Annotated in this window: 16 protein-coding genes and 2 pseudogenes; 7 read left to right on the forward strand and 11 right to left on the reverse strand. The window is 67.8% G+C overall.

Annotation, left to right across the window (positions count from 1 at the left end; all coding sequences use genetic code 11):
* Positions 1 to 17 precede the first annotated feature (17 nt).
* From inhA to BJF87_RS12495, 7 genes are all read right to left on the reverse strand, one after another.
* The gene (gene inhA / locus BJF87_RS12465; protein ID WP_006360445.1) at positions 18 to 857 is read right to left on the reverse strand and encodes an NADH-dependent enoyl-ACP reductase InhA; all 840 of its coding nucleotides are present in this window, start codon (positions 855 to 857) and stop codon (positions 18 to 20) included.
* A 70-nt stretch (positions 858 to 927) separates the two neighbouring features.
* On the reverse strand, positions 928 to 1,662 hold the full coding sequence (gene fabG1 / locus BJF87_RS12470; protein WP_005194943.1) for a 3-oxoacyl-ACP reductase FabG1: 735 nt from the start codon (positions 1,660 to 1,662) through the stop codon (positions 928 to 930).
* Between the two features lie 85 nt (positions 1,663 to 1,747).
* Positions 1,748 to 2,716 (reverse strand): VWA domain-containing protein, encoded by a 969-nt coding sequence (locus tag BJF87_RS12475; protein ID WP_006360446.1) that lies wholly within the window; start codon positions 2,714 to 2,716, stop codon positions 1,748 to 1,750.
* 3 nt (positions 2,717 to 2,719) lie between these two features.
* Positions 2,720 to 3,658, reverse strand: a complete 939-nt coding sequence (locus BJF87_RS12480; protein ID WP_035751538.1) for a DUF58 domain-containing protein — start codon at positions 3,656 to 3,658, stop codon at positions 2,720 to 2,722.
* On the reverse strand, positions 3,648 to 4,853 hold the full coding sequence (locus tag BJF87_RS12485; protein WP_006360448.1) for a MoxR family ATPase: 1,206 nt from the start codon (positions 4,851 to 4,853) through the stop codon (positions 3,648 to 3,650). Before BJF87_RS12485 ends, BJF87_RS12480 begins: the two co-directional genes overlap by 11 nt.
* A 142-nt stretch (positions 4,854 to 4,995) precedes the next feature.
* Positions 4,996 to 6,528 (reverse strand): NlpC/P60 family protein, encoded by a 1,533-nt coding sequence (locus tag BJF87_RS12490; RefSeq protein WP_127963010.1) that lies wholly within the window; start codon positions 6,526 to 6,528, stop codon positions 4,996 to 4,998.
* A 369-nt stretch (positions 6,529 to 6,897) separates the two neighbouring features.
* Positions 6,898 to 7,527, reverse strand: a complete 630-nt coding sequence (locus tag BJF87_RS12495) for a DUF6676 family protein (protein WP_006360450.1) — start codon at positions 7,525 to 7,527, stop codon at positions 6,898 to 6,900.
* 298 nt (positions 7,528 to 7,825) lie between these two features.
* Between BJF87_RS12495 and BJF87_RS12500 the strand changes: the two are divergent.
* The 4 genes and pseudogenes from BJF87_RS12500 (at position 7,826) to BJF87_RS12515 (ending at position 14,608) form a co-directional block, all read left to right on the forward strand.
* Positions 7,826 to 10,626 (forward strand): annotated as a pseudogene (locus BJF87_RS12500) (aconitate hydratase).
* Positions 10,627 to 10,641: 15 nt separating this feature from the next.
* Positions 10,642 to 11,208 carry a TetR/AcrR family transcriptional regulator gene (locus BJF87_RS12505; RefSeq protein WP_006360452.1) on the forward strand — a complete coding sequence of 189 codons (567 nt, stop codon included), beginning with the start codon at positions 10,642 to 10,644 and terminating at the stop codon, positions 11,206 to 11,208.
* 106 nt (positions 11,209 to 11,314) lie between these two features.
* Complete coding sequence (locus BJF87_RS12510; RefSeq protein WP_042376255.1) at positions 11,315 to 12,928, forward strand: GMC oxidoreductase; 1,614 nt, start codon at positions 11,315 to 11,317, stop codon at positions 12,926 to 12,928.
* A gap of 135 nt (positions 12,929 to 13,063) precedes the next feature.
* Positions 13,064 to 14,608 (forward strand): AMP-binding protein, encoded by a 1,545-nt coding sequence (locus BJF87_RS12515; protein ID WP_006360454.1) that lies wholly within the window; start codon positions 13,064 to 13,066, stop codon positions 14,606 to 14,608.
* Between the two features lie 172 nt (positions 14,609 to 14,780).
* Here BJF87_RS12515 and BJF87_RS12520 read toward each other — a convergent pair whose 3' ends face one another.
* Positions 14,781 to 16,409 (reverse strand): ABC-F family ATP-binding cassette domain-containing protein, encoded by a 1,629-nt coding sequence (locus tag BJF87_RS12520; RefSeq protein ID WP_006357257.1) that lies wholly within the window; start codon positions 16,407 to 16,409, stop codon positions 14,781 to 14,783.
* Between the two features lie 99 nt (positions 16,410 to 16,508).
* Here BJF87_RS12520 and BJF87_RS12525 point away from each other — a divergent pair.
* Positions 16,509 to 17,323, forward strand: a pseudogene (locus BJF87_RS12525) (SDR family oxidoreductase).
* Between the two features lie 41 nt (positions 17,324 to 17,364).
* Positions 17,365 to 18,507: a lycopene cyclase family protein gene (locus tag BJF87_RS12530; RefSeq protein ID WP_075863274.1), complete on the forward strand. Its 1,143-nt coding sequence runs from the start codon at positions 17,365 to 17,367 to the stop codon at positions 18,505 to 18,507.
* Positions 18,508 to 18,603: 96 nt separating this feature from the next.
* On the opposite strand, the gene BJF87_RS12535 is transcribed toward BJF87_RS12530, so the two are convergent.
* The 3 genes from BJF87_RS12535 to BJF87_RS12545 form a co-directional block, all read right to left on the reverse strand.
* Positions 18,604 to 20,313, reverse strand: coding sequence for an amidase (locus BJF87_RS12535; RefSeq protein ID WP_075863275.1), 1,710 nt, complete (start codon positions 20,311 to 20,313; stop codon positions 18,604 to 18,606).
* Positions 20,314 to 20,495: 182 nt separating this feature from the next.
* Positions 20,496 to 20,858, reverse strand: coding sequence for a DUF1992 domain-containing protein (locus BJF87_RS12540; RefSeq protein WP_187346508.1), 363 nt, complete (start codon positions 20,856 to 20,858; stop codon positions 20,496 to 20,498).
* A gap of 64 nt (positions 20,859 to 20,922) precedes the next feature.
* Positions 20,923 to 21,996: a helix-turn-helix transcriptional regulator gene (locus tag BJF87_RS12545; RefSeq protein WP_075863276.1), complete on the reverse strand. Its 1,074-nt coding sequence runs from the start codon at positions 21,994 to 21,996 to the stop codon at positions 20,923 to 20,925.
* A 100-nt stretch (positions 21,997 to 22,096) separates the two neighbouring features.
* On the opposite strand from BJF87_RS12545, the gene BJF87_RS12550 reads away from it, so the two are divergent.
* Positions 22,097 to 22,420: a hypothetical protein gene (locus BJF87_RS12550; protein ID WP_042378043.1), complete on the forward strand. Its 324-nt coding sequence runs from the start codon at positions 22,097 to 22,099 to the stop codon at positions 22,418 to 22,420.
* Positions 22,421 to 22,429 lie beyond the last annotated feature (9 nt).

Raw genomic sequence — 22,429 nt, forward strand, 5'->3', positions numbered from 1 at the left:
GACGTCTCTCCCCGGGCTCACGACCCGGAGGTCATGCCCTCCGGGAACCAGGTGTTGTGGCTGGCGCCGCCGTCGACGTAGACGATGGAACCGGTGGTGCCGGGCAGCCAGTCGCTCAGCAGGGCACAGACCGACTTGGCGACCACGGTCGGGTCGTCGACGTCCCAGCCGATGGGCGACGCGCCGTCCCAGTACTCGTTGAGCATGTTGAGCTGCTTGGCGTCGTCGGTCGCGGTGCCGGCGATGGCCTTGGCCGCGAGGGTCTTGATGGGTCCGGCGGCGACCAGGTTGGAGCGGATGTTCTTGGCGTTGCCCACTTCTCGCGCGACGTACCGGTTCACCGACTCGAGGGCGGCCTTGGCCACGCCCATCCAGTTGTAGTACGGCATGGCGGTGCGCGGGTCGAAGTCCATACCCACGATGGAGCCACCCTCGTTCATGACCGGCAGCACGGCGCGGGCCAGCGACGCGTAGCTCCAGGCCGAGATCTCGAACGCCTTGGCGGCGTCGGGGCCGGGACCCTCGAGGAACGGCTTGGCCTCCGGGCCCATCAGGGTGCGCGGCGCGAACGCGATCGAGTGCATGACACCGTCGATGCCCTGCGGGGCGATCTCGCGGATCTTGTCGGCGAGCGACTCGAGGTCTTCCTCGTTGGTGACGTCGAGCCCGATGGCCGGCGGCACCTCTTTCGGCAGGCGCTTGGCGATGCGGTCGATCAGCCGCAGCCGCTCCGGGATGCCGGTGATGATCACCGTCGCGCCCTGCTCCTGCGCCATGGCGGCCGCGTGGAAGGCGATCGACGCATCGGTGATGATGCCCGTGATGAGGACGGTCTTCCCGTCCAGGATTCCGCTCACGAAGATGTGCTCCTGAGATCGACGTTGATTGAGATGTGGTGTGGCCGTCGGCCGGTGGTGACCCGGAGGATCAGTGGCCCATGCCCATGCCGCCGTCGACCGGGATGACCGCGCCGGAGATGTAGCCGCCCTCGTCGGAGGCGAGGAAGCTGATCGCGGCGGCGACGTCCTCCGGCTTGCCGGTACGACCCAGCGGAATGGCCTGCTTGGCCATCTCGATGTAGCGATCCTCCATGGCGGCGGTCATGTCGGTCTCGATGAAGCCCGGCGCGACGACGTTGGAGGTGATGTTGCGCGATCCGATCTCACGGGCGATAGAGCGCGCCATGCCGATGAGACCGGCCTTGGACGCCGCGTAGTTGACCTGGCCGGGGATGCCCGACATCGCGACGACCGAGCCGAGGAAGATCATGCGGCCCCACTTGGCGCGCTGCATCCCCTTGGTGGCGCGCTTCGCGCAGCGGAAGGCGCCGGTGAGGTTGGCGTCGAGGACCTTCTCGAAGGATTCCTCGGACAGACGCATGAGCAGCATGTTGTCGGTGATGCCCGCGTTGGCCACCAGGATCTCCACCGGGCCCTGATGGGCCTCGACCTCGGCGAAGGCCGCGTCGACCGACTCCGAGTCGGTGACGTCGCACTTCACGCCGAACAGTCCCTCGGGGGCACCGGAGCCGCGATGGGTGACCGCGACCTTGTGGCCGTCGGCGGCCAGGCGCTGGGCCACGGCGAGGCCGATCCCGCGATTGCCGCCGGTCACCAGGACCGAACGGGAAGGGTTCTGCGCTTCGTTGCTGGATGCCGTCATGGGTGTCTAACCTATCCGTTCTGTTTGGGTCGGCGTCGCGGTGGTCGTCGGACGTGGCTGCCGGTGGCCCGGGCCCGGGGTCGGGTCAGGGCAGCCTGCGGTTGATCGCGAGGGCTGCAAACGCCGAGACCAGCGCGAACAACGTACCCGCGATCAGCCACGGCTTCGAGTTGTCCCCGCGTCGTGTCTCGTAGCCGATCTCGTTCTGCAGTTTCTCGTAGACCTTGTTGAGCTCGTCGAGGCTCGCCGCGGTGAAGAAGTCTCCGCCGGAGAGGTTCGCGATCTTGCGCAGCGAATCGTCGTCGACGGGGACCGGCACGCGATCACCCTCGAGTTCGACGGTGCCCGTCCGGGTGCCGAAGGAGATCGTGGAGACCGGGATCTTCTCTTCCTTGGCCTTCCGTGCCGCGGTGAAGGCGCCGCGCGGGTCGTCGGGATCGTCGGGCACGGTCTCCTTGCCGTCCGACAGGAGCACGACCCGCGCCGGCGGGGCCGCCTCTCCGCCGCCGAGAACGGCGTTGAGTGTGCTGATCTGCTGCAACGCTGCGAAGATGCCCTCGCCGGTCGCCGTCTTGTCGTCGAGTCTCAGCTTGTCGACGGCGACCTTGGTCGCGTTGTGGTCCGGGGTCGGCGAGACCAGACTCGCCGCGGTGCCCGCGAAGGAGATCAGGCCGAGGTTGATGCCCTCGGTCAGCTCGTCGGCGAACTTCTTCGCCGCCTCTTGCGCGGCTTTGATGCGTGACGGCGAGACGTCGGTCGCGTTCATCGACCGGGACACGTCCATCACGAGGATCACCGTCGCCTTGTTGCGCGGGACCTTGCGGTCGGCCTGCGGTCCGGACAGAGCCACCGTCAACAGGATCAGCGAGATGATCAGCAGCGCGATCGGCACGTGGCGCAGCCGGTTGCGGTCGGCGGGAGCGACGGACTTCAGGAGATCGAGGTTCGCGAAGGTCAGCGCCCGCTGCCTGCGGCGACGCAACATGTACACGTACGCAGCACCGAGTAGGGCCACGACGAGCAGCAGCAACAACCAGAAGGGGCTGGACAGCATGGGCTACCCCACCCCGGCGGCGAGGCCGCGTCGTCGCTGGGCGATGAACTTGACGGTGTCGGTGATCCACTCGCGGTCGGTGCGGAGTGACAGCGTCGCTCCTCCGCAACTGCGCAGCGTCCGGTGCACGCGCTGCTGATGGGCGCGGGCGGCGGCGGCGAAGTCGCGTTGCAGGTCCTCGGTGACGGTCACGTCGTGGATCTCCCCCGACTCGGCGTCGGCCAGGGTGACCTCGCCGATCGCCGGCAGCTCGAGGTCGCGCGGGTCCAGCACCTCGACCGCCAGCAGCTCGTGGTGGGCGCCGATGGCACGCAGCGAGCGTTCCCAGTCGATCGGCCCGAGGAAGTCGCTGATCACGACCGCGAGACCGCGGCGCCGCTGCGGACGGCGCAGCGCCTCGATACCGGCCTTGAGATCGCCGCGGACGCCGGGCGCACTGCGGTGCGTCGTCGCGATCGCCTTGAGGAGGTTCTGGGCGTGGGCGCGTCCGGCTCGCGCGGGCACCCGGACGACGTCGTCACCGGTCACCACGAGCGCCCCGTGCCGGTTGCCGCCGCCGGTGGTGAGGTGCACGATCGCCGCGGCCGCGGCCACTGCGAGGTCGCGCTTGGTACACCCGACGGTGCCGAAGTCGAGGCTCGCCGACGCGTCGACGACGAGCCACGTCTCGAGCTCGCGGTCGGCGATCATCTGGCGCACATGCGGCTGGGTGGTGCGGGCGGTGACCGACCACTCCATCCGACGGACGTCGTCGCCCGGCTGGTAGGTACGCGCCTCCCCCGGTTCCGAACCCGGGCCGGGGATGAGTCCGAGGTGCTCGCCCTGCAGCACGCCGTCGAGCTTGCGACGAACGGTGAGCTCCAACATCTTCAGAGCCGCGGTGAGCTGGGGCTCCTCGAGCAGCCCGGCACCGAGGCTCGGCAGGTCGCGATTAGCCGCCATACCGCGCATTCGGGTTCACGGGACCGGAACCCTGCGGAACCTGCTGTCCGGCATAGCCGTTGGCGCCCTGTGGGGCCGGTTGGGACGCACCGGCCCGGGGCGCGCCGGCCTGCCCCTGGCCCTGAGGTGCCGCCGGGTACGACGACTGCACCGGCTGCGCACCGACCTGCGGTAGTCCCACGGTCTGCAGCACCCGGGTGATCACCTGATCGGCGTCGATCTCGTCGGCCAGGGCGTCGTAGGACAACACCAGGCGGTGGCGGAGGACATCAGGCATGATCTCGACGATGTCCTGCGGGATGACGTAGTCGCGTCCACGGACCAGCGCGAGCGCACGAGCCGCGGCCACGATGCCGAGCGTCGCACGCGGCGAGGCACCGTAGGACAGCCACGACGCGACGTCGGAGAGACCGAGCTCGGCCGGACGGCGCGTCGCGTTGATGACGCGGACGACGTAGTCGACGAGCGCGTGGTGGACGAAGACGTTCGCGGCGGTCTTCTGCAGACGCAGCATCGCCGCGGGGTCGAGGACCTGCGAGGCCGTCGGCGGAACGTTGCCCATCCGGTAGACGATCTCCCGCTCTTCCTCGACCGACGGGTAGTCGACGAGCACCTTGAACAGGAAGCGGTCGCGCTGCGCTTCGGGCAGCGGGTAGACACCTTCGTTCTCGATGGGGTTCTGCGTCGCCATCACGAGGAACGGGTCGGGCATCGCGTAGGTCTTGCCGCCGATCGACACGTGCCGCTCGGCCATGACCTCCAGGAGCGCGGACTGCACCTTGGCGGGCGCGCGGTTGATCTCGTCGGCGAGGAGGAAGTTCGCGACGACCGGACCGAGTTCGGTGTCGAACTCCTCACGGCCCTGGCGGTAGATACGCGTACCGATGAGGTCGGTGGGCACCAGGTCGGGGGTGAACTGCACACGGGAGAAAGAACCGCCGACGACCTTGGCGAAGGTCTCCACCGCGAGCGTCTTCGCGACACCCGGGACACCTTCGAGGAGGATGTGGCCACGGGCGAGCAGGCCCACGAGAATCCGCTCGACGAGCTGGTCCTGACCGACGATGACGCGCTTGACCTCGTAGATGGCCCGCTCGAGCAGTGCGACGTCGGCGTCGCTCAGCACCGACGAGTCGGCGCCTGCCGCGGCCGGGTCCCCCGTGGCCGCCTTGTCGAGGGAGTGCGATTCGGTCAACCCGTGCTCCTGTTCGTCTGAACTCTGCTGCTCACTGGTGTGGCCACGTCGGGGCCGAAGACACCCCCGTGTGCTTGTGCCAGCCTAGCCGTGCGAACTGAAAAGGCGCCAAGAAGATGCGCGGCCCGTCGTTCGGACGTTCTCAGAGCAGCCGGACCACGTTGGGCATCGCACCGTTGGTGCGCAGGGGCGACACCTTGACGACGGAGCCGGACTGCGGGGCCTCGACCATCTTGTTGTCACCGAGGTAGAGCGCGACGTGCTGGCTCGCGTTCGGGCCGTAGAAGATCATGTCGCCGCGACGCATCTGCGAGAGCGGGAAGTGCGGTCCCGAGGTGTACTGGTAGCCCGTGTAGTGCGGCAGTTCGATGCCGACACCGGCGAAGGCGTAGATCATCAGACCCGAGCAGTCGAAGCCGACCTTGCGGTAGTCGCCATAGCTGTCGGCGACGCCGCCGTCGCGGATGCCCTGCGTCGGACCGTTGACGTCGCCTCCACCCCAGGCATAGGTGACGCCCAGCTGCGACAGTGCACGGTTGACGACGATCTCGACCGCCTGCGGGCCGCGCAGACCCGGCCGCACCATGCCGCCGGAGCCGCCACCGCCGCCGGAGCCGCCGAACAGGGAGCCGAGGCTTCCCGAACCCAGGCGGGAACTCAGGCTGTCGTTGCCGCTGCTGCCGGTGAGGTCCATGCCTCCGAGGCCGAGCTCGTTGAGGAGTTCGGACTGCGGGAGCCGCTGCTCGCCGATGATCGTCGAGAGCATCTGCGAACCCATGTCGAGGCCCATGCCGAGAGCCGCGGAACCCACGTCGACGGCGATCCGGGCGGCGGCACGCGCCGCGATCGCGAGCAGTTCGTTGTCGGAGACGTTGGTCGTCGGCAGGTCCGGGAGGGTCGGGGCCGCCGGGAAGATGTTCTTCAGCAGGTCACGGGTCGACGGTCCGGCGGCCTGCTTCTTGGGCACGTATCCGCGGATCGAGTCGATCTTCTTCTGCACGCGATCACGCTTGGCGACCAGCGAGGACTTGCGCTCCTGCTGGTCGGCGATGGCGGTCTTGGCCTCGGTGACCGCGCTCAGTGCGTCACGCTTGCGCTGATCGGCGCTCTTGGCGGCGAACGCCGCCTGCCGCCGGGTCGCCTCGACCGCGGCGAGGCGGTTGGCCTTCTGGTTGCGGGCGACCTGGAGACGACGGATGGTCTCCTGCTGCTTCTTGCCGACCTGGTCGAGAAGCTTCATCCGGTCGAGGACCGCCTGGGGGTCCGGGGACGCGACGTAGTTCGACATCGAACCCTGCTCCGGGCCCTGCTGATACGCGAGTCGGACGAAGTTGTCGAAGGCCTTCTGCGCCTCGGTGACGGCCTGGCCGGCGCGGTCGAGCTCGGTGCGCGCGCCGCGGGCGGCGACGGTCGCCAGCCGCCGCTGGGCGAGCGAGTTCTGGAAGTCGACGATCGCGCGGTTGACGTTCTCCTGCCGGACCGCGAGTGCCTCGTCGAGGTCGGCGATGTCCTGGTTCACCGAGGCGATCTCGTTGATCAGTCCGCTCACCGGCGACTCGGGCGCCTTCTTCGGGGTCGCGACGGCATGACCGGCGCCGACCGCACAGATGAGAACGGCAGCCATGGCCGCCGTGACGCGCGCCGGCCAGGACGCACCTGTTCTAAGTCGCCTCACCTGAACTCCTCGCGGTTCCTTCCGAAGACCTGTCCGATCCCCGGATGTCGATCGAACGGCCGCTGTGGGCCGCCCCGACCTCACCCTGCACATTCGTCGCATCCGCCCCTGCAGGAAACACAGGTCACACATGCGACATCAGAACCGTACGTCACATCAACCACACGAGAAAACCGGAAGTTATGAATTACAAAGAGGTGATTACCTGGGAAAATGCTGTGAACTGCAGATAGTTCACCACCATGGCCCAGGTCTCGAATTCGCAACAAACCGGTAGACGAACCGGATCGGGCGCCACACGACGACGACGGCGCCGCCGGACCGCGGGAAGCGGTCGTCAGCGACGCCGGGGAACGACCAGATGAGAGGTCAGGTGGAGGCCGACGAGTCGGCCGGGGTCGCGTCGCGAGGGGCGTCCGCGTCGTCGGACGACGCGGTACCCGCCCCGGTGGGGGTCACGGGACCGAGCGCACCGGTCACGGCCGCCGCGCGGGCGCGCCGCGTGCGGAATCGCGCACCGACCGCACCGAGGACGACGACGAGGATGAGGAGCAGACCGACGACGGTCCAATCGATGTGCGAATCGGTCATCGAGTCGACCATCTGCCGGGCCGCCCCGGGCGGGTCGGTCAGGGTCAGGTTCTGCGTCGCCTGCTCCTGGATGACGCGGCTGAACTCCGGCGAGGAGCTGCCCACCGAGTTCGGTCCGAGGACGATGACGGTGCCGCCGACCTGCTCCTGGAGTTGATTGGCGATGTCGCGGTAGAGGCTGAACCGAGGCTGGACCTGGTCGACGACCACGAAGCTGAAGTCCTGGCCCTTGCTCTTGGCGTACTCGATGACCTCGAGCATCGCCGGGACCTGCTCAGGGGTGGCGCCGGCGACCCCGTCGTCGGCGATGTCGCGCGACAGTTGCGCCATGTCGACGCCGACGAGCCCGGTGAGTTCGGTGTTCTCCGCGGGTGCGGCCAGCACCATCATCGTCGGCTCGGGACCCATCTGTCCTCACCCCTGTCTGTCGGTAACACCCCGCGGCGAGCAAAGCGGACGCTCGCCGGACTTCGACCTGCACGGTACGACACAATGGTCTCGTCCGGGTATTCGCCCACAGCGTGAGTCGTCGACGGCGTGTCGTCGACACCCCGCTTGGACAGTACGCTCGTACTGTTAGACTGGACGATGTTGTCGCGGGTCGCCTCGCGGACATCCGATGGCACCGGTGCAGCCCGCCGGGTTCAGAAATTCATCGAGCATTGCCGACGCAGCCCGTCGGTACACGAGGAGAGTGGATTTAGACGTGAGTATCAATTCCTTCGGCGCCCGCGGCACGCTGGACGTCGGCGACAACAGCTACGAGATCTACCGCCTGAACGCCGTCAAGGGCGCCGAGAAACTCCCCTACGCCCTCAAGGTGCTGACCGAGAACCTCCTCCGTACCGAGGACGGCGCCAACATCACCAAGGAACACATCGAGGCCCTGGCGAACTGGGATCCGAGTGCCGAACCGAGCATCGAGATCCAGTTCACGCCGGCCCGCGTGATCATGCAGGACTTCACCGGCGTGCCCTGCATCGTGGACCTCACCACGATGCGCGACGCCGTCAAGGAGCTCGGCGGTGACCCGGACAAGGTCAACCCGCTCGCGCCCGCCGAGATGGTCATCGACCACTCCGTGATCATCGAGGCCTTCGGCAACGCCCAGGCCTTCGAGCGCAACGTCGAAATCGAGTACCAGCGCAACGAGGAGCGCTACAAGTTCCTCCGCTGGGGCCAGGGCGCCTTCGACGACTTCCGCGTCGTTCCGCCGGGCACCGGCATCGTCCACCAGGTCAACATCGAGCACCTCGCGCGTTCGATCATGGTCCGTGACGGCGTCGCCTACCCCGACACCTGCATCGGCACCGACTCGCACACCACGATGGAGAACGGTCTCGGCGTCCTGGGCTGGGGCGTCGGCGGTATCGAGGCCGAGGCCGCGATGCTCGGCCAGCCGGTCTCGATGCTCATCCCCCGCGTGGTCGGCTTCAAGCTGACCGGTTCCACCAAGCCCGGCGTGACCGCGACCGACGTGGTCCTCACCATCACCGAGATGCTCCGCAAGCACGGTGTGGTCGGCAAGTTCGTCGAGTTCTACGGCAACGGCGTCGCCGAGGTGCCGCTGGCCAACCGCGCCACCATCGGCAACATGAGCCCCGAGTTCGGTTCGACCTGTGCGATGTTCCCCATCGACGAAGAGACCGTGAAGTACCTGCGGCTCACCGGCCGCAGCGAGGAGACGCTCGCCCTCGTGGAGGCCTACGCCAAAGAACAGGGCATGTGGCTGGAGAAGGACGCCGAGGAGGCCGTGTACTCGGAGTACCTCGAGCTCGATCTCGCCGAAGTCGTCCCGTCGATCGCCGGTCCCAAGCGCCCGCAGGACCGCATCGAACTGTGGGACGCCAAGAACGCCTTCCGCAAGGACATCCACAACTACGTCGAGAACGGCAACAGCCCGGCTCACACCAAGCTCGACGAGGCCGTCGAGGAGACCTTCCCGGCCTCCGACCCGGCCACGCTGACCTTCGCCGACGATGACGCGGAGCCCCTGCACTCGGCCGCCAACGGCGCCGAGGGCCGCCCGACCAACCCGGTGCGCGTGGACTCCGAAGAGCGCGGCTCGATGATCCTCGACCACGGCATCGTGACCATCGCGTCGATCACCAGCTGCACCAACACCTCCAACCCGTCGGTCATGCTCGGCGCCGCGCTGCTCGCCAAGAAGGCGGTCGAGAAGGGCCTGACCTCCAAGCCGTGGGTCAAGACCTCGATGGCTCCCGGTTCGCAGGTCGTCACCGGCTACTACGAGAAGGCCGGTCTGTGGCCCTACCTGGAGAAGCTCGGCTTCTACCTGGTCGGCTACGGCTGCACCACCTGCATCGGCAACTCGGGTCCGCTGCCCGAGGAGATCTCGAAGGCGATCAACGACAACGACCTGACCGCCACCGCGGTGCTCTCGGGCAACCGTAACTTCGAGGGTCGCATCAACCCCGACGTGAAGATGAACTACCTGGCGTCGCCGCCGCTGGTCATCGCCTACGCCCTCGCCGGCACGATGGACTTCGACTTCGAGAACGACCCGCTGGGCAAGGACACCGACGGCAACGACGTCTTCCTCAAGGACATCTGGCCGACCAACGAGGAGATCGAGGCGACCATCGCCTCGTCGATCTCGCCGGAGCAGTACGCCGCCGACTACGCCGACGTCTTCAAGGGCGACGAGCGCTGGCAGAACCTGCCCACCCCGTCGGGCAAGACCTTCGAGTGGGACGAGAAGTCCACCTACGTGCGGAAGCTCCGTACTTCGAGGGCATGCAGCTCGAGCCGTCGCCCGTCTCCGACATCAAGGGCGCTCGCGTCCTCGCAAAGCTCGGCGACTCGGTGACCACCGACCACATCTCCCCCGCGTCGACGATCAAGCCCGGCACCCCCGCCGCGCAGTACCTCGACGCCAACGGTGTGGCTCGCAAGGACTACAACTCGCTGGGCGCCCGTCGTGGCAACCACGAGGTGATGATCCGCTCGACCTTCGGCAACATCCGCCTGCAGAACCAGCTGCTCGACGGTGTGTCCGGTGGTTACACCCGCGACTTCACCCAGGAGGGTGCACCGCAGTCGTTCATCTACGACGCCGCGCAGAACTACGCCGAGCAGAACATCCCGCTCGTCGTCCTCGGCGGCAAGGAGTACGGCACCGGTTCGTCGCGCGACTGGGCGGCCAAGGGCACCAGCCTGCTGGGCGTCAAGGCGGTCATCACCGAGAGCTTCGAGCGCATCCACCGCTCGAACCTGATCGGTATGGGCGTCATCCCGCTGCAGTTCCCCGAGGGTGAGTCGCACAAGTCGCTGGGCCTCGACGGCACGGAGACCTTCGACATCGCCGGTATCGAGGAACTCAACGAGGGCAAGACCCCGAAGACCGTGCACGTCACCGCCACCAAGGAGGACGGCTCGAAGGTGGAGTTCGATGCGAAGGTCCGCATCGACACCCCCGGCGAAGCCGATTACTACCGCAACGGAGGCATCCTGCAGTACGTGCTGCGGAACATGATCAACGGCTGACAAGGAGCACGCGACGTGCCCAAGGTCAGTGATGACCGCCTTGCCGCGCGTCGTCGGGAGATTCTCGACGGCGCGCGGCATTGCTTCGCGGAGTACGGATACGACGGTGCGACCGTCAAGAGGATCGAGGAGTCCACGGGCCTGTCCCGTGGCGCGATCTTCCACCACTACCGGGACAAGGAGGCGCTCTTCCTCGCGCTCGCGCATGAGGACGCCGAGCGGATGGCGGATGTCGCCGCCGAAGAGGGTCTGGTGCAGGTCATGCGTGACATGCTCACGCGGCCGGAGGATTTCGACTGGCTCGGCACCCGCCTCGAGATCGCGCGAAAGTTGCGTACCGACAACAGCTTCCGGGCTGAGTGGATGGCCCGGTCGGCCGAACTCGAACAAGCCACCCTCAGGCGTCTCGAACGAGGCCGCCAGGCCGGGCGCCTCCGCGACGACGTCCCCACCGACGTCCTGTTGAAGTACCTCGACCTCGTTCTCGACGGACTGATCACCCGACTGGCGTCGGGTCAGCCCACCGACGACCTGCACGCGGTCCTCGACCTCGTCGAGGAATCGGTGCGGGCCAAGGACTGACCCACCGGCAAGCCTGCTCGAAGGGTAGGTTCGGGTGAGCCATCCCACATCACGAAAGCCCGGTAAGGCGTTCCTTACCTAACTCATCTCACGCTAGGGTTCCAGCGTGAACTTGGACATATCCAGCATTTCCGTCTCACGCCGGACCGTTCTCGGCACAGCCGCCGGCGCCGGCGCACTCGCCGCGCTGGGTAGCGCCACCTCGGCACCTGCGCACGCCGCGCCGGGCCGTACGGCGATCGTCATCGGCACGGGCTTCGGCGGGTCGGTCGCAGCGCTGCGGCTGGGAGAGGCCGGTTTCACGACCACAGTGTTCGAACGTGGCCGCCGCTGGCCGATCCGCCCCGACGGCGATACCTTCGCCGCCTTCTCCAGCCCCGACAAACGCGCCGCCTGGTTCGGCAACAGAGCCGGCGCGAACAGCGCCACGTCCATCCCCGTCGAGCCCTACCCGGGCGTGCTGGACCACGTGGTCGGCAACGGCATCGAGGCGGTCTACGGAGCCGGCGTCGGGGGCGGTTCGCTGGTCTTCGGTTCCTTCACCCCGGTCCCCCGGCGTCAGGACTTCGAGCACATCTTCCCGGCCGCGGCGAACTACTCCGAGCTCCTCTCGACCTACTATCCGCGCGCCAAGAGGACCCTCGGCGTCTCACCGATGCCGGCCGACATCCTCAGGCACCCCAACTATGTCGGGCCCAGGTCCTGGCTGAAGGTGATCGCGCGCTACGGCGCCACCCCGCACTTCTTCGATTTCGCGATCGACTGGGACATCGTGCGCGCCGAGATGGCGGGCCGTAAACGCCCGTCGGTCATCGTCGGCGAGTTGAGCTACGGCGTGAACAGCGGCGCCAAGAAGTCGACCGACCGGACCTACCTCGCCGCCGCCGAGCGGACGGGCAACGTCACCATCAAGCCGATGCACGAGGTCTTCGACATCCGACCGCGCGCACGCCGGGCGGGATTCGTCGTCACCGCCCGGGTCCGCGACGAGCAGGGTCGCACCATCCGGACGGTAACCGCCGAAGCCGATCACCTCTTCATGGCGGCGGGTTCATTCCACACCACCCGCATGCTCGTCGAGGCCCGGGCGAGAGGCACTCTGCCCCGGCTCTCCCCCCGTATCGGCGACGGGTTCGGGACCAATGGCGACTTCCTGACGATCCGCACCAACCCGTCCGACGATTTCGGACTGGTCCAGGGCGGACCGGGGTACGCGCGAATCTACGAGGACCGTCTCACCGAGACGCCGATGTCGATGGTCTATCAGGCCACACCGCTTCCGGCGCCCCTGGGCAAGGCCGGGACCACCCACCTCGTACAGACACACACCGACGAACGCGGCACGGTCGACTTCGACCACGCGAGCCGGACGGCGAAGCTGAACTATCCGTTCCCGGAGGGACGCAACAAGGTCGACCGCCAGGCGGCCGCCTTCGTCGGGAAGTTCCACCAGCGCACCGAGGCACGCCACGGCCGTCCCGCGAACGGCGTCCCGATCTACACCCGCGCCGTCGGATTCGGTTCGGCGGGTACGTACCACGGGCTCGGTGGCGTCGTGATGGGAGACGCGGCATCGATGGACGGGGCGGTCCGCGGTTACGGCAACCTCTACGTCGTCGACGGCTCGTTCGTACCGGGTGCCGTGGGCCTGGTGAACCCGGCGCTGACGATCACGGCACTCGCCGAACGCACGATGGATCGGTTCCTGGCGAACCACTGAGCACAACTCGGGTCGTCCTCACAAGGCAGTGAGATCGGCCGGGAGGCCTAGGGTACTGTGACACACAACACCCCGAACGATCGTTAGATAACGGACGTTCGGGGTGAACGTTCCCTTCGTCTGAGGAGTGCACCCTTGTTCCCTGGAGTCTTCGCCAAGTCCACTCCGGACAAGCCCGCCGTCATCCGTGCCGCCACCGGCGAACAGCTGACCTACCGTCAGCTCGACGAGAACTCGACGCGGCTCGCCAACTACCTGGAGTCGCTGGGTCTCGAGCGCGGCGACACCATTGCGGTGGTGTCCGCCAACGATCTCCATGTCTTCGAGGTGTACTGGGCGGCACTGCGCAGCGGCCTGTACGTGACCGCGGTCAACAGCCACCTCACCGCGGCCGAGACCAACTACATCCTCGACGACTGCAACGCCCAGGTGCTGTTCGCCGGCGCCTCGGTCGCCGACGCCGTCTCGCGGTCGGGCGAGGTCGAGGCCCTCACCGGCACCGGCCGTCGTCTCGTGTGGGGCGGTGACCTCGAGGGCTTCGACAGCTACGACAAGGTCCTGGCCAACGCGTCCGCGGAACCTCGCGCCGATCAGCCGCGCGGTACCGACATGCTCTACTCCTCGGGCACCACCGGCCGCCCCAAGGGCATCAAGACCCCGATGCCCGACGGCCAGGTGGATCAGGTCCCCGACATGTACACAGCCATCTTCGCGCCGATGTACGGGTTCGACGACTCGTCGGTGTATCTGTCCCCCGCTCCCCTGTATCACGCTGCGCCGCTGCGTTATTGCGGCATGACCAACTCGGTCGGCGGCACGGTGGTCATGCTCGACCGCTTCGAGCCGGAGGCCGCACTCGCGGCGATCCAGAACCACAAGGTGACCCACAGCCAGTGGGTACCCACCATGTTCATCCGCATGCTGAAGCTCCCCGAGGAGGTCCGCAACTCATACGACGTCAGCAGCCTCAAGATCGCCGTCCACGCCGCGGCGCCCTGCCCGGTCGAGGTGAAGAAGGCGATGATCGAGTGGTGGGGCCCGGTCATCCACGAGTACTACGCGTCCACCGAGGCCGCCGGCGCCACCTTCATCGGGCCGCAGGAGGCCCTCGACCACCCGGGTTCGGTCGGCAAGCCGCTGCTCGGCGTGGTCCACATCTGCGACGAGGACGGCAAGGAACTCCCGGTCGGCGAGGTCGGACAGGTCTTCTTCGAACGCGAGGACGTCGCCTTCCGGTACCACAACGATCCGGAGAAGACCCGCAAGGCCCAGCACCCGGAACACGAGAACTGGTCCACCACAGGCGATGTGGGCTACGTCGACGACGAGGGCTACCTGTACCTCACCGATCGCAAGGCCTTCATGATCATCTCCGGCGGCGTGAACATCTACCCGCAGGAGGCCGAGAACGTCCTCATCAACCATCCGGCGGTCTTCGACGTCGCGGTGATCGGTGTTCCCGACCCGGATCTCGGTGAGGTCGTCAAGGCGTGTGTCCAGCTCGCCGATGGTCGTGAGCCCTCCGACGAACTGGCCGATGAGCTCATCGCGTTCACCAAGGACAGCATCGCCGCCTACAAGGCACCGCGGTCGGTGGACTTCGTCGACGAGCTGCCGCGCACACCGACCGGCAAGCTGGTCAAGGGCGAACTGCGCAAGAAGTACTGGCCCGCAGGCTAGTTCACGATCCCTCAGGGAGCTGCCGCGCCACCGCTCCCTGAGGGGCGAGCGGAGCGAGCCACGAAGGGTCTGGCGACGTTGTCTCACCAGGCCTTCGTGGCTCGTCGCTTGCGCTCCTCGCACCTCAGGCAGCGAGGATTGTGTCGCGTCTTTCAATCAGCCAGCAAGGGGGTCAGGCGAGCTCGATGATCTCCTGGTACTCGTCGCTCCAGTGGTCCTCGGTGCCGTCGGGCAGGAGGATCACCCGCTGCGGATCGAGTGCCGCGGCGGCGCCGGGGTCGTGGGTCACGAGGACCACGGCCCCGGTGTAGCTGCGCAGGGCGTCGAGCACCTGTTCGCGTGACACCGGATCGAGGTTGTTCGTCGGTTCGTCGAGGAGCAGCACGTTGGCGGCCGACGACACCAGACCGGCCAGGGTGAGACGGGTCTTCTCACCACCGGACAGGGTGCCGGCGGGCTGGTCGAGTTGCGCACCGCTGAACATGAACGCGCCCAACAGTCCCCGCAGGTCCTGCTCACCCGCATCCGGCGCGGCGTGGCGGATGTTCTCCCACACCGTGGCCTGGTCGTCGAGGGTGTCGTGTTCCTGCGCGAAGTAACCGACCTTCAAGCCGTAACCGGGTTCGAGTTGTCCGGTGTCCGGCTTCTCCACGCCCGCAAGCATTTTCAGGAGCGTGGTCTTACCCGCACCGTTGAGTCCGAGGACGACGACGCGACTGCCCTTGTCGATGGCGAGGTCGACGCCGGTGAAGATCTCCAGGGAGCCATAGCTCTTCGACAGTCCCGAGGCCATGAGTGGTGTCTTGCCGCAGGTGGCCGGTTCCGGGAATCGGATCCGCGCGGTGCGATCGGCCACCCGCTCCTCGTCGAGCGAGTCGATCATGCGTTCGGCGCGCTTGAGCATGTTCTGGGCGGCGGTCGCCTTGGTGGCCTTGGCGCCGAGCTTCGCGGCCTGGGCACGCAGTGCGGAGGCCTTCTTCTCGGCGTTGGCGCGTTCGCGGCGGCGACGCTGTTCGTCGGTGGCGCGCGCGTCGAGGTAGCGCTTCCAGCTCATGTTGTAGATGTCGGCCTCGCCGCGTACGGCGTCGAGGAACCACACGCGGTTCACGACGTCGGCGAGCAGCTCGACGTCGTGACTGATCACGACCAACCCGCCCTCGTGGTTCATCAGGAAGCTGCGCAGCCACGCGATCGAATCGGCGTCGAGGTGGTTGGTCGGTTCGTCGAGCAGGAGCGTCGTGTCGGACTTCCCGGAGCCGTCCGAGGCGGCGAACAGGATGCGAGCGAGCTCGATGCGACGACGCTGGCCACCCGAGAGGGTACGCAGCGGCTGGTTCAGCACGCGGTCCGGAAGACCCAGGCTGTTGCAGATGCGGGCAGCCTCGGATTCGGCGATGTAACCGCCGAGGGCGGCGAAGCGCTCCTCGAGACGTCCATAACGGGCGACGGCCTTGTCGCGCAGCTTGTCATCGGCGGCCTCGGCCATCCGCGCCTGCTGCTTCTCCATGTCGCGCAGGATCTCGTCGAGTCCGCGTGCCGACAGAACACGGTCCTTGGCGAGGACCTCCAGATCGCCCTCTTTGGGATCCTGGGGCAGGTAGCCGAGTTCACCCGAGCGCCGGACGGTGCCGGCATAGGGCTCGGTCTCCCCCGCCAGGATGCGCAGAGTCGTGGTCTTGCCGGCGCCGTTGCGGCCCACGAGGCCGATCCGGTCGCCGGGCTGGATACGGAGGGCGTCGCCGGGCGCCGATAACAGGGTCCGAGCGCCCGCTCGTACCTCCAGGTCGGTCGCGGTGATCACGACGGACCAGTCTACCGGCGCGCGTCCACTGGTTTGTCCACGAAAGGGTCGCAGACCACGCCGCGGAGTCGCCCCACGGCGACACGGTGGACCGATACGGTGGCAGACGTGACGCAATCCACAACGATTCCCCAGTCCTCGTTCCCCCAGACGTCCGACCTGACGGGGCGTTCCGCTCTGGTCACCGGCGCCAGCCGGGGCATCGGCGAGGCCATCGCCACCGAGCTCGCCCGACGCGGCGCCTCCGTCGTCATCACGAGCCGTAAGGCGGAGCCGCTCTCCGAGGCCGCCGAGCGTATCCGGGAGGCCGTGCCGTCGGCGGCGGTGACCGCGTTCGCCGCCAACACCGGGGACGCCGACGACCGGGCGGGTGCGGTCGCGGCGGCTGTCGAGCAGGGCGGGGGAATCCACATCCTGGTCAACAACACCGGGATCGCCCCGCTCGCCGGACCACTGATGGACGCCGATCTGGACGCCTACCGCAAGACCTTCGACACCAACGTCGTCGCCGCCCTCGGCTTCGTCCAGGAGGCTACCGGGCGGGCATGAAGGACACCGGGGGCGCGGTGGTCAACATCTCCTCCGTCGCCGGTCTCCGGTCGACCGGTGTCATCGCGGCCTACGGCACCTCGAAGGCCGCGTTGATCCGTCTCACCGCGGAACTGGCGTGGGAGCTGGGCCCGAACATCCGGGTGAACGCGATCGCGCCCGCGATCGTGCGCACGAAGTTCGCCTCCGGATTGATCGCGGGCGAGAACGAGGCCCGCGCCGCCGCGGCATATCCGATGAAGCGCATCGGCGAACCCGAGGACGTCGCCCGCGCGGTCGCCTTCCTGGCCAGCGACGAGGCGGCCTGGATCACCGGCGAGACCCTCGCCGTGGACGGCGGCACGCTGGCCACGGGCGGCGCCTAGCGAGAAGGAGGCTCTCGCCGGTTCGTGGCAGGATCGAGGGCATGGCCGGCGGAGTGATCGTTCTGGGTGCGGGACCGGCCGGGCGTGCCCTGGCCCATCGGCTGCTCGCCGCCGCGGTACCGGTGACCGTCGTCGACACCCACCCCGACCGCGTCTGGCAGTCCACCTTCGCCTGCTGGTCCGACGAGCTCCCCGACTGGCTCGACCCGGCGGCGTTCGCCGCCCGCCTCGATCGCGTCGGCGTAGCCGGCACCGCTCTCGATGAAGTGGACCGCGGTTACACGGTGTTCGACACCCCCGGTCTGCAACGCTCCCTGACACTCGACGGAGCGGACATCGTCACCGACCGGGTGACCGAGGTCGACGGGGCGCGAGTACATCTCAAGTCCGGTCGGGTCCTGACCGGCGACGTGGTGGTCGACTGCCGGGGGGCGCTCACCCACGAGGCGCCCCGGCAGACCGCCTACGGCATCGTCGTCGACAAGGCCACCGCCGCACCTTTTCTCGAAGACCACGAGGCGCTGCTGATGGACTGGCGCGGCGGAATCGTCGACCGCCGGGCGCTGCCGTCGTTCCTCTATGTGGTGCCGCTCGGCGACGACGAGTACCTCCTGGAGGAGACCTGTCTGGTCGGCCTGCCGGCACTTGGTCTCGACGAGTTGAAGCGTCGGCTCGACGTCCGGCTCGGCGGGCTTCCGTCGGGTGTCCGCCGGGCCGAACGGGTGGCGTTCCCGATGACGGGGTCGTCGCCGCAGCCGTGGCGGGATCCGACGTTCCGGTTCGGTGCCGCAGGCGGTTTCAAGAATCCGACAACCGGCTACAGCGTCGCCTACTCACTGATGTGCGTCGACGACGTCGTCGCCGCGCTGGCCGCGGGGCGGGACCCGATGCCCGAGCTGTGGCCTGCCTCGGCACGCGCCGTCCACAATCTCCGTCTGCGCGGACTCAGCGTCCTGTTGCGACTCAGCCCCACCCAGACGATCGCGTTCTTCGAGGCGTTCTTCGCGATGCCGATCGAAGCGCAGCGCAGCTACCTCAGCCGGCGCGACGACCTGACCGGGACGATGGGCGCGATGACCCGGGTCATCCGGGCCGTCGACATGCGCACGCGGGCCGTCGTGGCCCGCGGGGCCATGTCCACGCCGGACTGGGCGGGGGACGTCGGCCCTGCGCCGATTCGGTAAATCTGCGACGCTCGACGGCCTTTACCGCAGTCCAGCACCACCCCGGATGCAGAACCTGCAGGGTCCGGTCGCCGCCGAAAACATCCGAAGCGTGACTCAAAGTTCGGCGGTCGACCTCGTGGGGACGAAGTTGAAGGCGACACCCACGTTGCTCGTGTTGGTGGGATCAGGCCCCGCACCAGGTGTGGTCCTCCGCGCCCGCGGTATGTCGCGAGGGGCCGCCGAGACCGAAGGCGCGTCCTGCCAATCCGGACTGGCCGCCTGGAGTTCGAGGACGATCTCGATGAGACGTTGTTCATCCCAAGCTCGCCCTCCGATCTGCACGCCGAACGGGAGTCCCGTCGTTGCAGAACGACCGGCCGGCGTACAGATGACAGGTGTGCCGGCAAGGTTGGCCCACTGGACGTCTCCGGTGTTGCCGCCGAAGACCGACACCCCCGCCACCTCGATTCGCTTCGCCCCGTCCACCGTCGAGCCGGGTACGACTACAGCGTCGAGATCGTCAGCAGCGAACATCCTGTTGAACTCGTGTTGATATCGAAGCCTATTTCGCGCAGCTGTGAGGTAGTCGATCGATGGAATACCGAGCGCCGCGGCGGCCGCGGCGACAGTCGCGGCGTTGTCGGCGCGGTAGCTTGATATCCGGTCGGCGAACTGCCGGTGGTAGCTGCCCATCTCGGCTAGATCACCGGTCAACAGCGACGGAGCAGGGGTCGGAAACGACACGTCGACGACTCGACCACCCATGCGCCGGATGAGGTCGAGATAACGATCGAACAGCTCGGCGAGGGCCGGGGGGAGGGATTCCGCCTTGCGCCGCGCGACGCCGAATCGAAAACCGGCCAAAGGCGATCGACCGCCCCTGGCGACCAAGGGGTAACCCTCGGCCGGTGCAGGTGGAGCGACGCCGGTGATGGGATCGTTCGGGTCGGCGCCGACCATTTGATCGAGCAAGAGTGCGGCGTCGGCGACGCTGCGCCCCATCGGCCCGACGTGGTCACGGGTCCAGACCAACGGGATCACCCCGTAGGCGCTGCACCGACCGAATGTCGGTTTGATCGCAGTGACACCGCACGCGCTGGCCGGCAACCGCAGCGAGCCGCCCGTGTCGGTGCCAGTCGAAAGCGGGACGAACCGTGCAGCGAGAACAGCCGCGCTCCCTCCGGACGACCCGCCAGGCGAGTATTCCGGGTCCCACGGGTTCCCCACCTGCTCAGTGGCGATACCCATAGCGAACTCATCTGTGTGCGCGTGCCCCATCAGCACAATGCCGGATTCTCGAAGTTTGGCCCATACAGTGGAATCTCCAGCCGCGACATTCCCCTTGAGCACCCTGCTCGAGGCCGTGAGGGGTAGGCCCGCGACCGCGAAAACGTCCTTGAGAGCCACCGGGATGCCACACACGGGAGGCGCTTCACCATGGCTACTTCGACCTTTGGCGGAGAGACGTCGGGCCGCGGCATCCGCGGCCGAGTAAGCCATCTCCGGGTAGATCCGAACCCAGCCGCCGATCTGTCCGTCCAGAGCCCCACTACGAGCGAGACAGGCGTCGAGCAGCTCTCTCGGATGCAGTCGGCCCGACTGCAGCAAGCTCGCCGCCTCAACGGCGCTGAGCAGCGCCGGATCGGTGGCCGTGATAGACGCAGGCGGGGGTAGACGACGTGCTGCTGTGCGGACGCTGCCCCCGGGTAGGCCCGCCGCCGTCCCACCCACACCCATCGCGGCCACCCCGGTGGCGCCGATGGCGGCTGCCCCCAGGAAACCTCTTCTGGTCAGTCCGCTCGAGACGACAACGGACTCGTCCATACCGGAGCCTCTTTCGATCTTGGCCTGATTCGCGATCCGCGATACCGAACACTTCGGAGCCGCGCCGGGGATTACCACGGCACGGACCGGCGTAAACATCGGGCGCTTCGGCGGGCACGGCGGGATCGCGACGTCAGACCATCGGCTGGGAACCGCACATCCCTGCTCAGCACCAGAGACGGTCAGCGCCGTCGGGCGCGCCACTGCCGGACCATGTCGTCGATGTCGATGGTGTGGGCGACGACGCTGTGCGGCATCGCGATCCGACGTGGCGCCAGGTGTGCTTCTCGTACACGCCGATTGAAGTCGGTGAGGATGTCGCGGACTGCGGTCTCGTCGGCGATGTCGCGCAGCGACTCCGGGAAATCCTGTGCCTCCCGGCGCAATTGGAGCGGCGCCGGGAGGAGGGCCGAGGAATCCAGGTTCTCGTCACGGATCTTGCGCTTGACCCACCAATCGGGGTCGTCGCTGTCCGACAGGTCGAGCGGTTTGCCGGCACCCGGCAGGTCGTCGAACTCGCCGCGTTCGGCCGCCTCGCGGATCATCCGCTCGACGCGTGATTCGAACCGGTTCACATCTTCGGTTCTACTCCCCCCGCACCGGAGACGCTCAGCCCGCGATGCGGGCGATCAGATTCGTCCGATTGCCGCACTCGGCCTTCCGGAGGGTCGACTTCACGTGGACGTGCACCGTGTGCTCGGAGACGGACACCGCGGCGGCGATCGACCTGTTGTCCATACCTGCGCAGACACGGCCGAGCACCTCCCGCTCTCGACTGGTCAGGCCGGTCACACGGGCGAAGAGATCCAGTCGGTCGGTGAAACCGCTGCGCTCGATCGTGACAGCGATGTCGCGACCGGTGGGCGGTCGCTCCCCACTCATCCGGTCGGCCTCCAAGGTCAGCCAGCCGTAGTGCTCGAGAAACACCCTCGCGCGCGGCGACGCTGCGTCGACGCCCCTCTCGCGGGCCACGAGCTGCGCCGCCACGTTGTAGGCGGCCGCCGGGATCGCCGGTACGTCCGGGATACGCCCGTCCGGTCCTGCATCGGGCGGATTGAGTCGGAAGAGCCGCGATCCCGCCCCTGCTGTCTGTCCCCGAAGTCGCAGGTGCTCATCCAGCACCACGACGGCGGGTCCGGTGGAGTCCGCCGGGCGGACGGGCTCGGTGAAGTGCCCGGCCTGGCGAGAGCGGAGGGCGGCCGTGACCGGCGGAGCGATCTGCGACATCCGGTCGAGGTCGTCGGCGGGGAACGGCATAACCCCGAAACGCCAGAGATCCAGCCAGCCCCAACACCCGAACCGGTCGACGAAGACCACCGTCGCCACGTCGCAGACTCCGAATTCCGCCAGCACATCCCGCCACGGGTACGACGCCGCGGTCTCGCGATGCCCGGCCCGGGACCACGACGTGGCCGGGACCCGGTGTCCCCGGAGGGAGGTCCAGCGTGTGCTTGTCGTGAGGTACCGGGCGCGGATCAGATCGGGCAGACGAGGCATCGGGACACCCGGCAGCGTCGCCAGCGGAGAGGTTCCGACCGCGGTGGTGGGGTCGGTCAGAAGCCACACGTGGCCGTCGAACCCGACCGCCTCCCCGAGGTCACCGAGTACCGCCAGCCGGAGGCTCTCCATCCAGGCGCCACGCGCGCAGGAGCGCTCGACCCGACTCAGGAGATCGACGCCCATGGGTCAAGGCTAGGCCCGGAAATCCCCCGTGGCGGGGATGTACGCACGGACCCGTTCGCTCGTACGGTCGACGAGTCCACTCACGAGAAAGGGGAACACCATGTATCAGCTCCGGATCACCGAAACCATTCCCGACTTCGACGCCTGGCGGCGCGCATTCGACGGCTTCGAACGGGTAGGTGCCGAGAACGGGGTCGTCGGTTATCGGGTGATGCGCAGCGTCGCAGACCCGACCGAGGTCACGATCGAACTCGATTTCGCCGACATCGTCCACACCAGGGCCTATGTCGGAATCCTCGAGAAGATCTGGTCCACCGCCGGTTCACGCCGAGTCAGCGACGCGCACAGCATGCCCACCGTTCACGAGGTGATCGTCGCCAAAGCGATCGATCCGGCCGCCCCGGCGGCGGTCGGATCGATGTAGCGCAGCGTT

This window comes from Gordonia sp. CNJ-863 (assembly GCF_001942325.1).
GTDB lineage: Bacteria > Actinomycetota > Actinomycetes > Mycobacteriales > Mycobacteriaceae > Gordonia > Gordonia alkanivorans.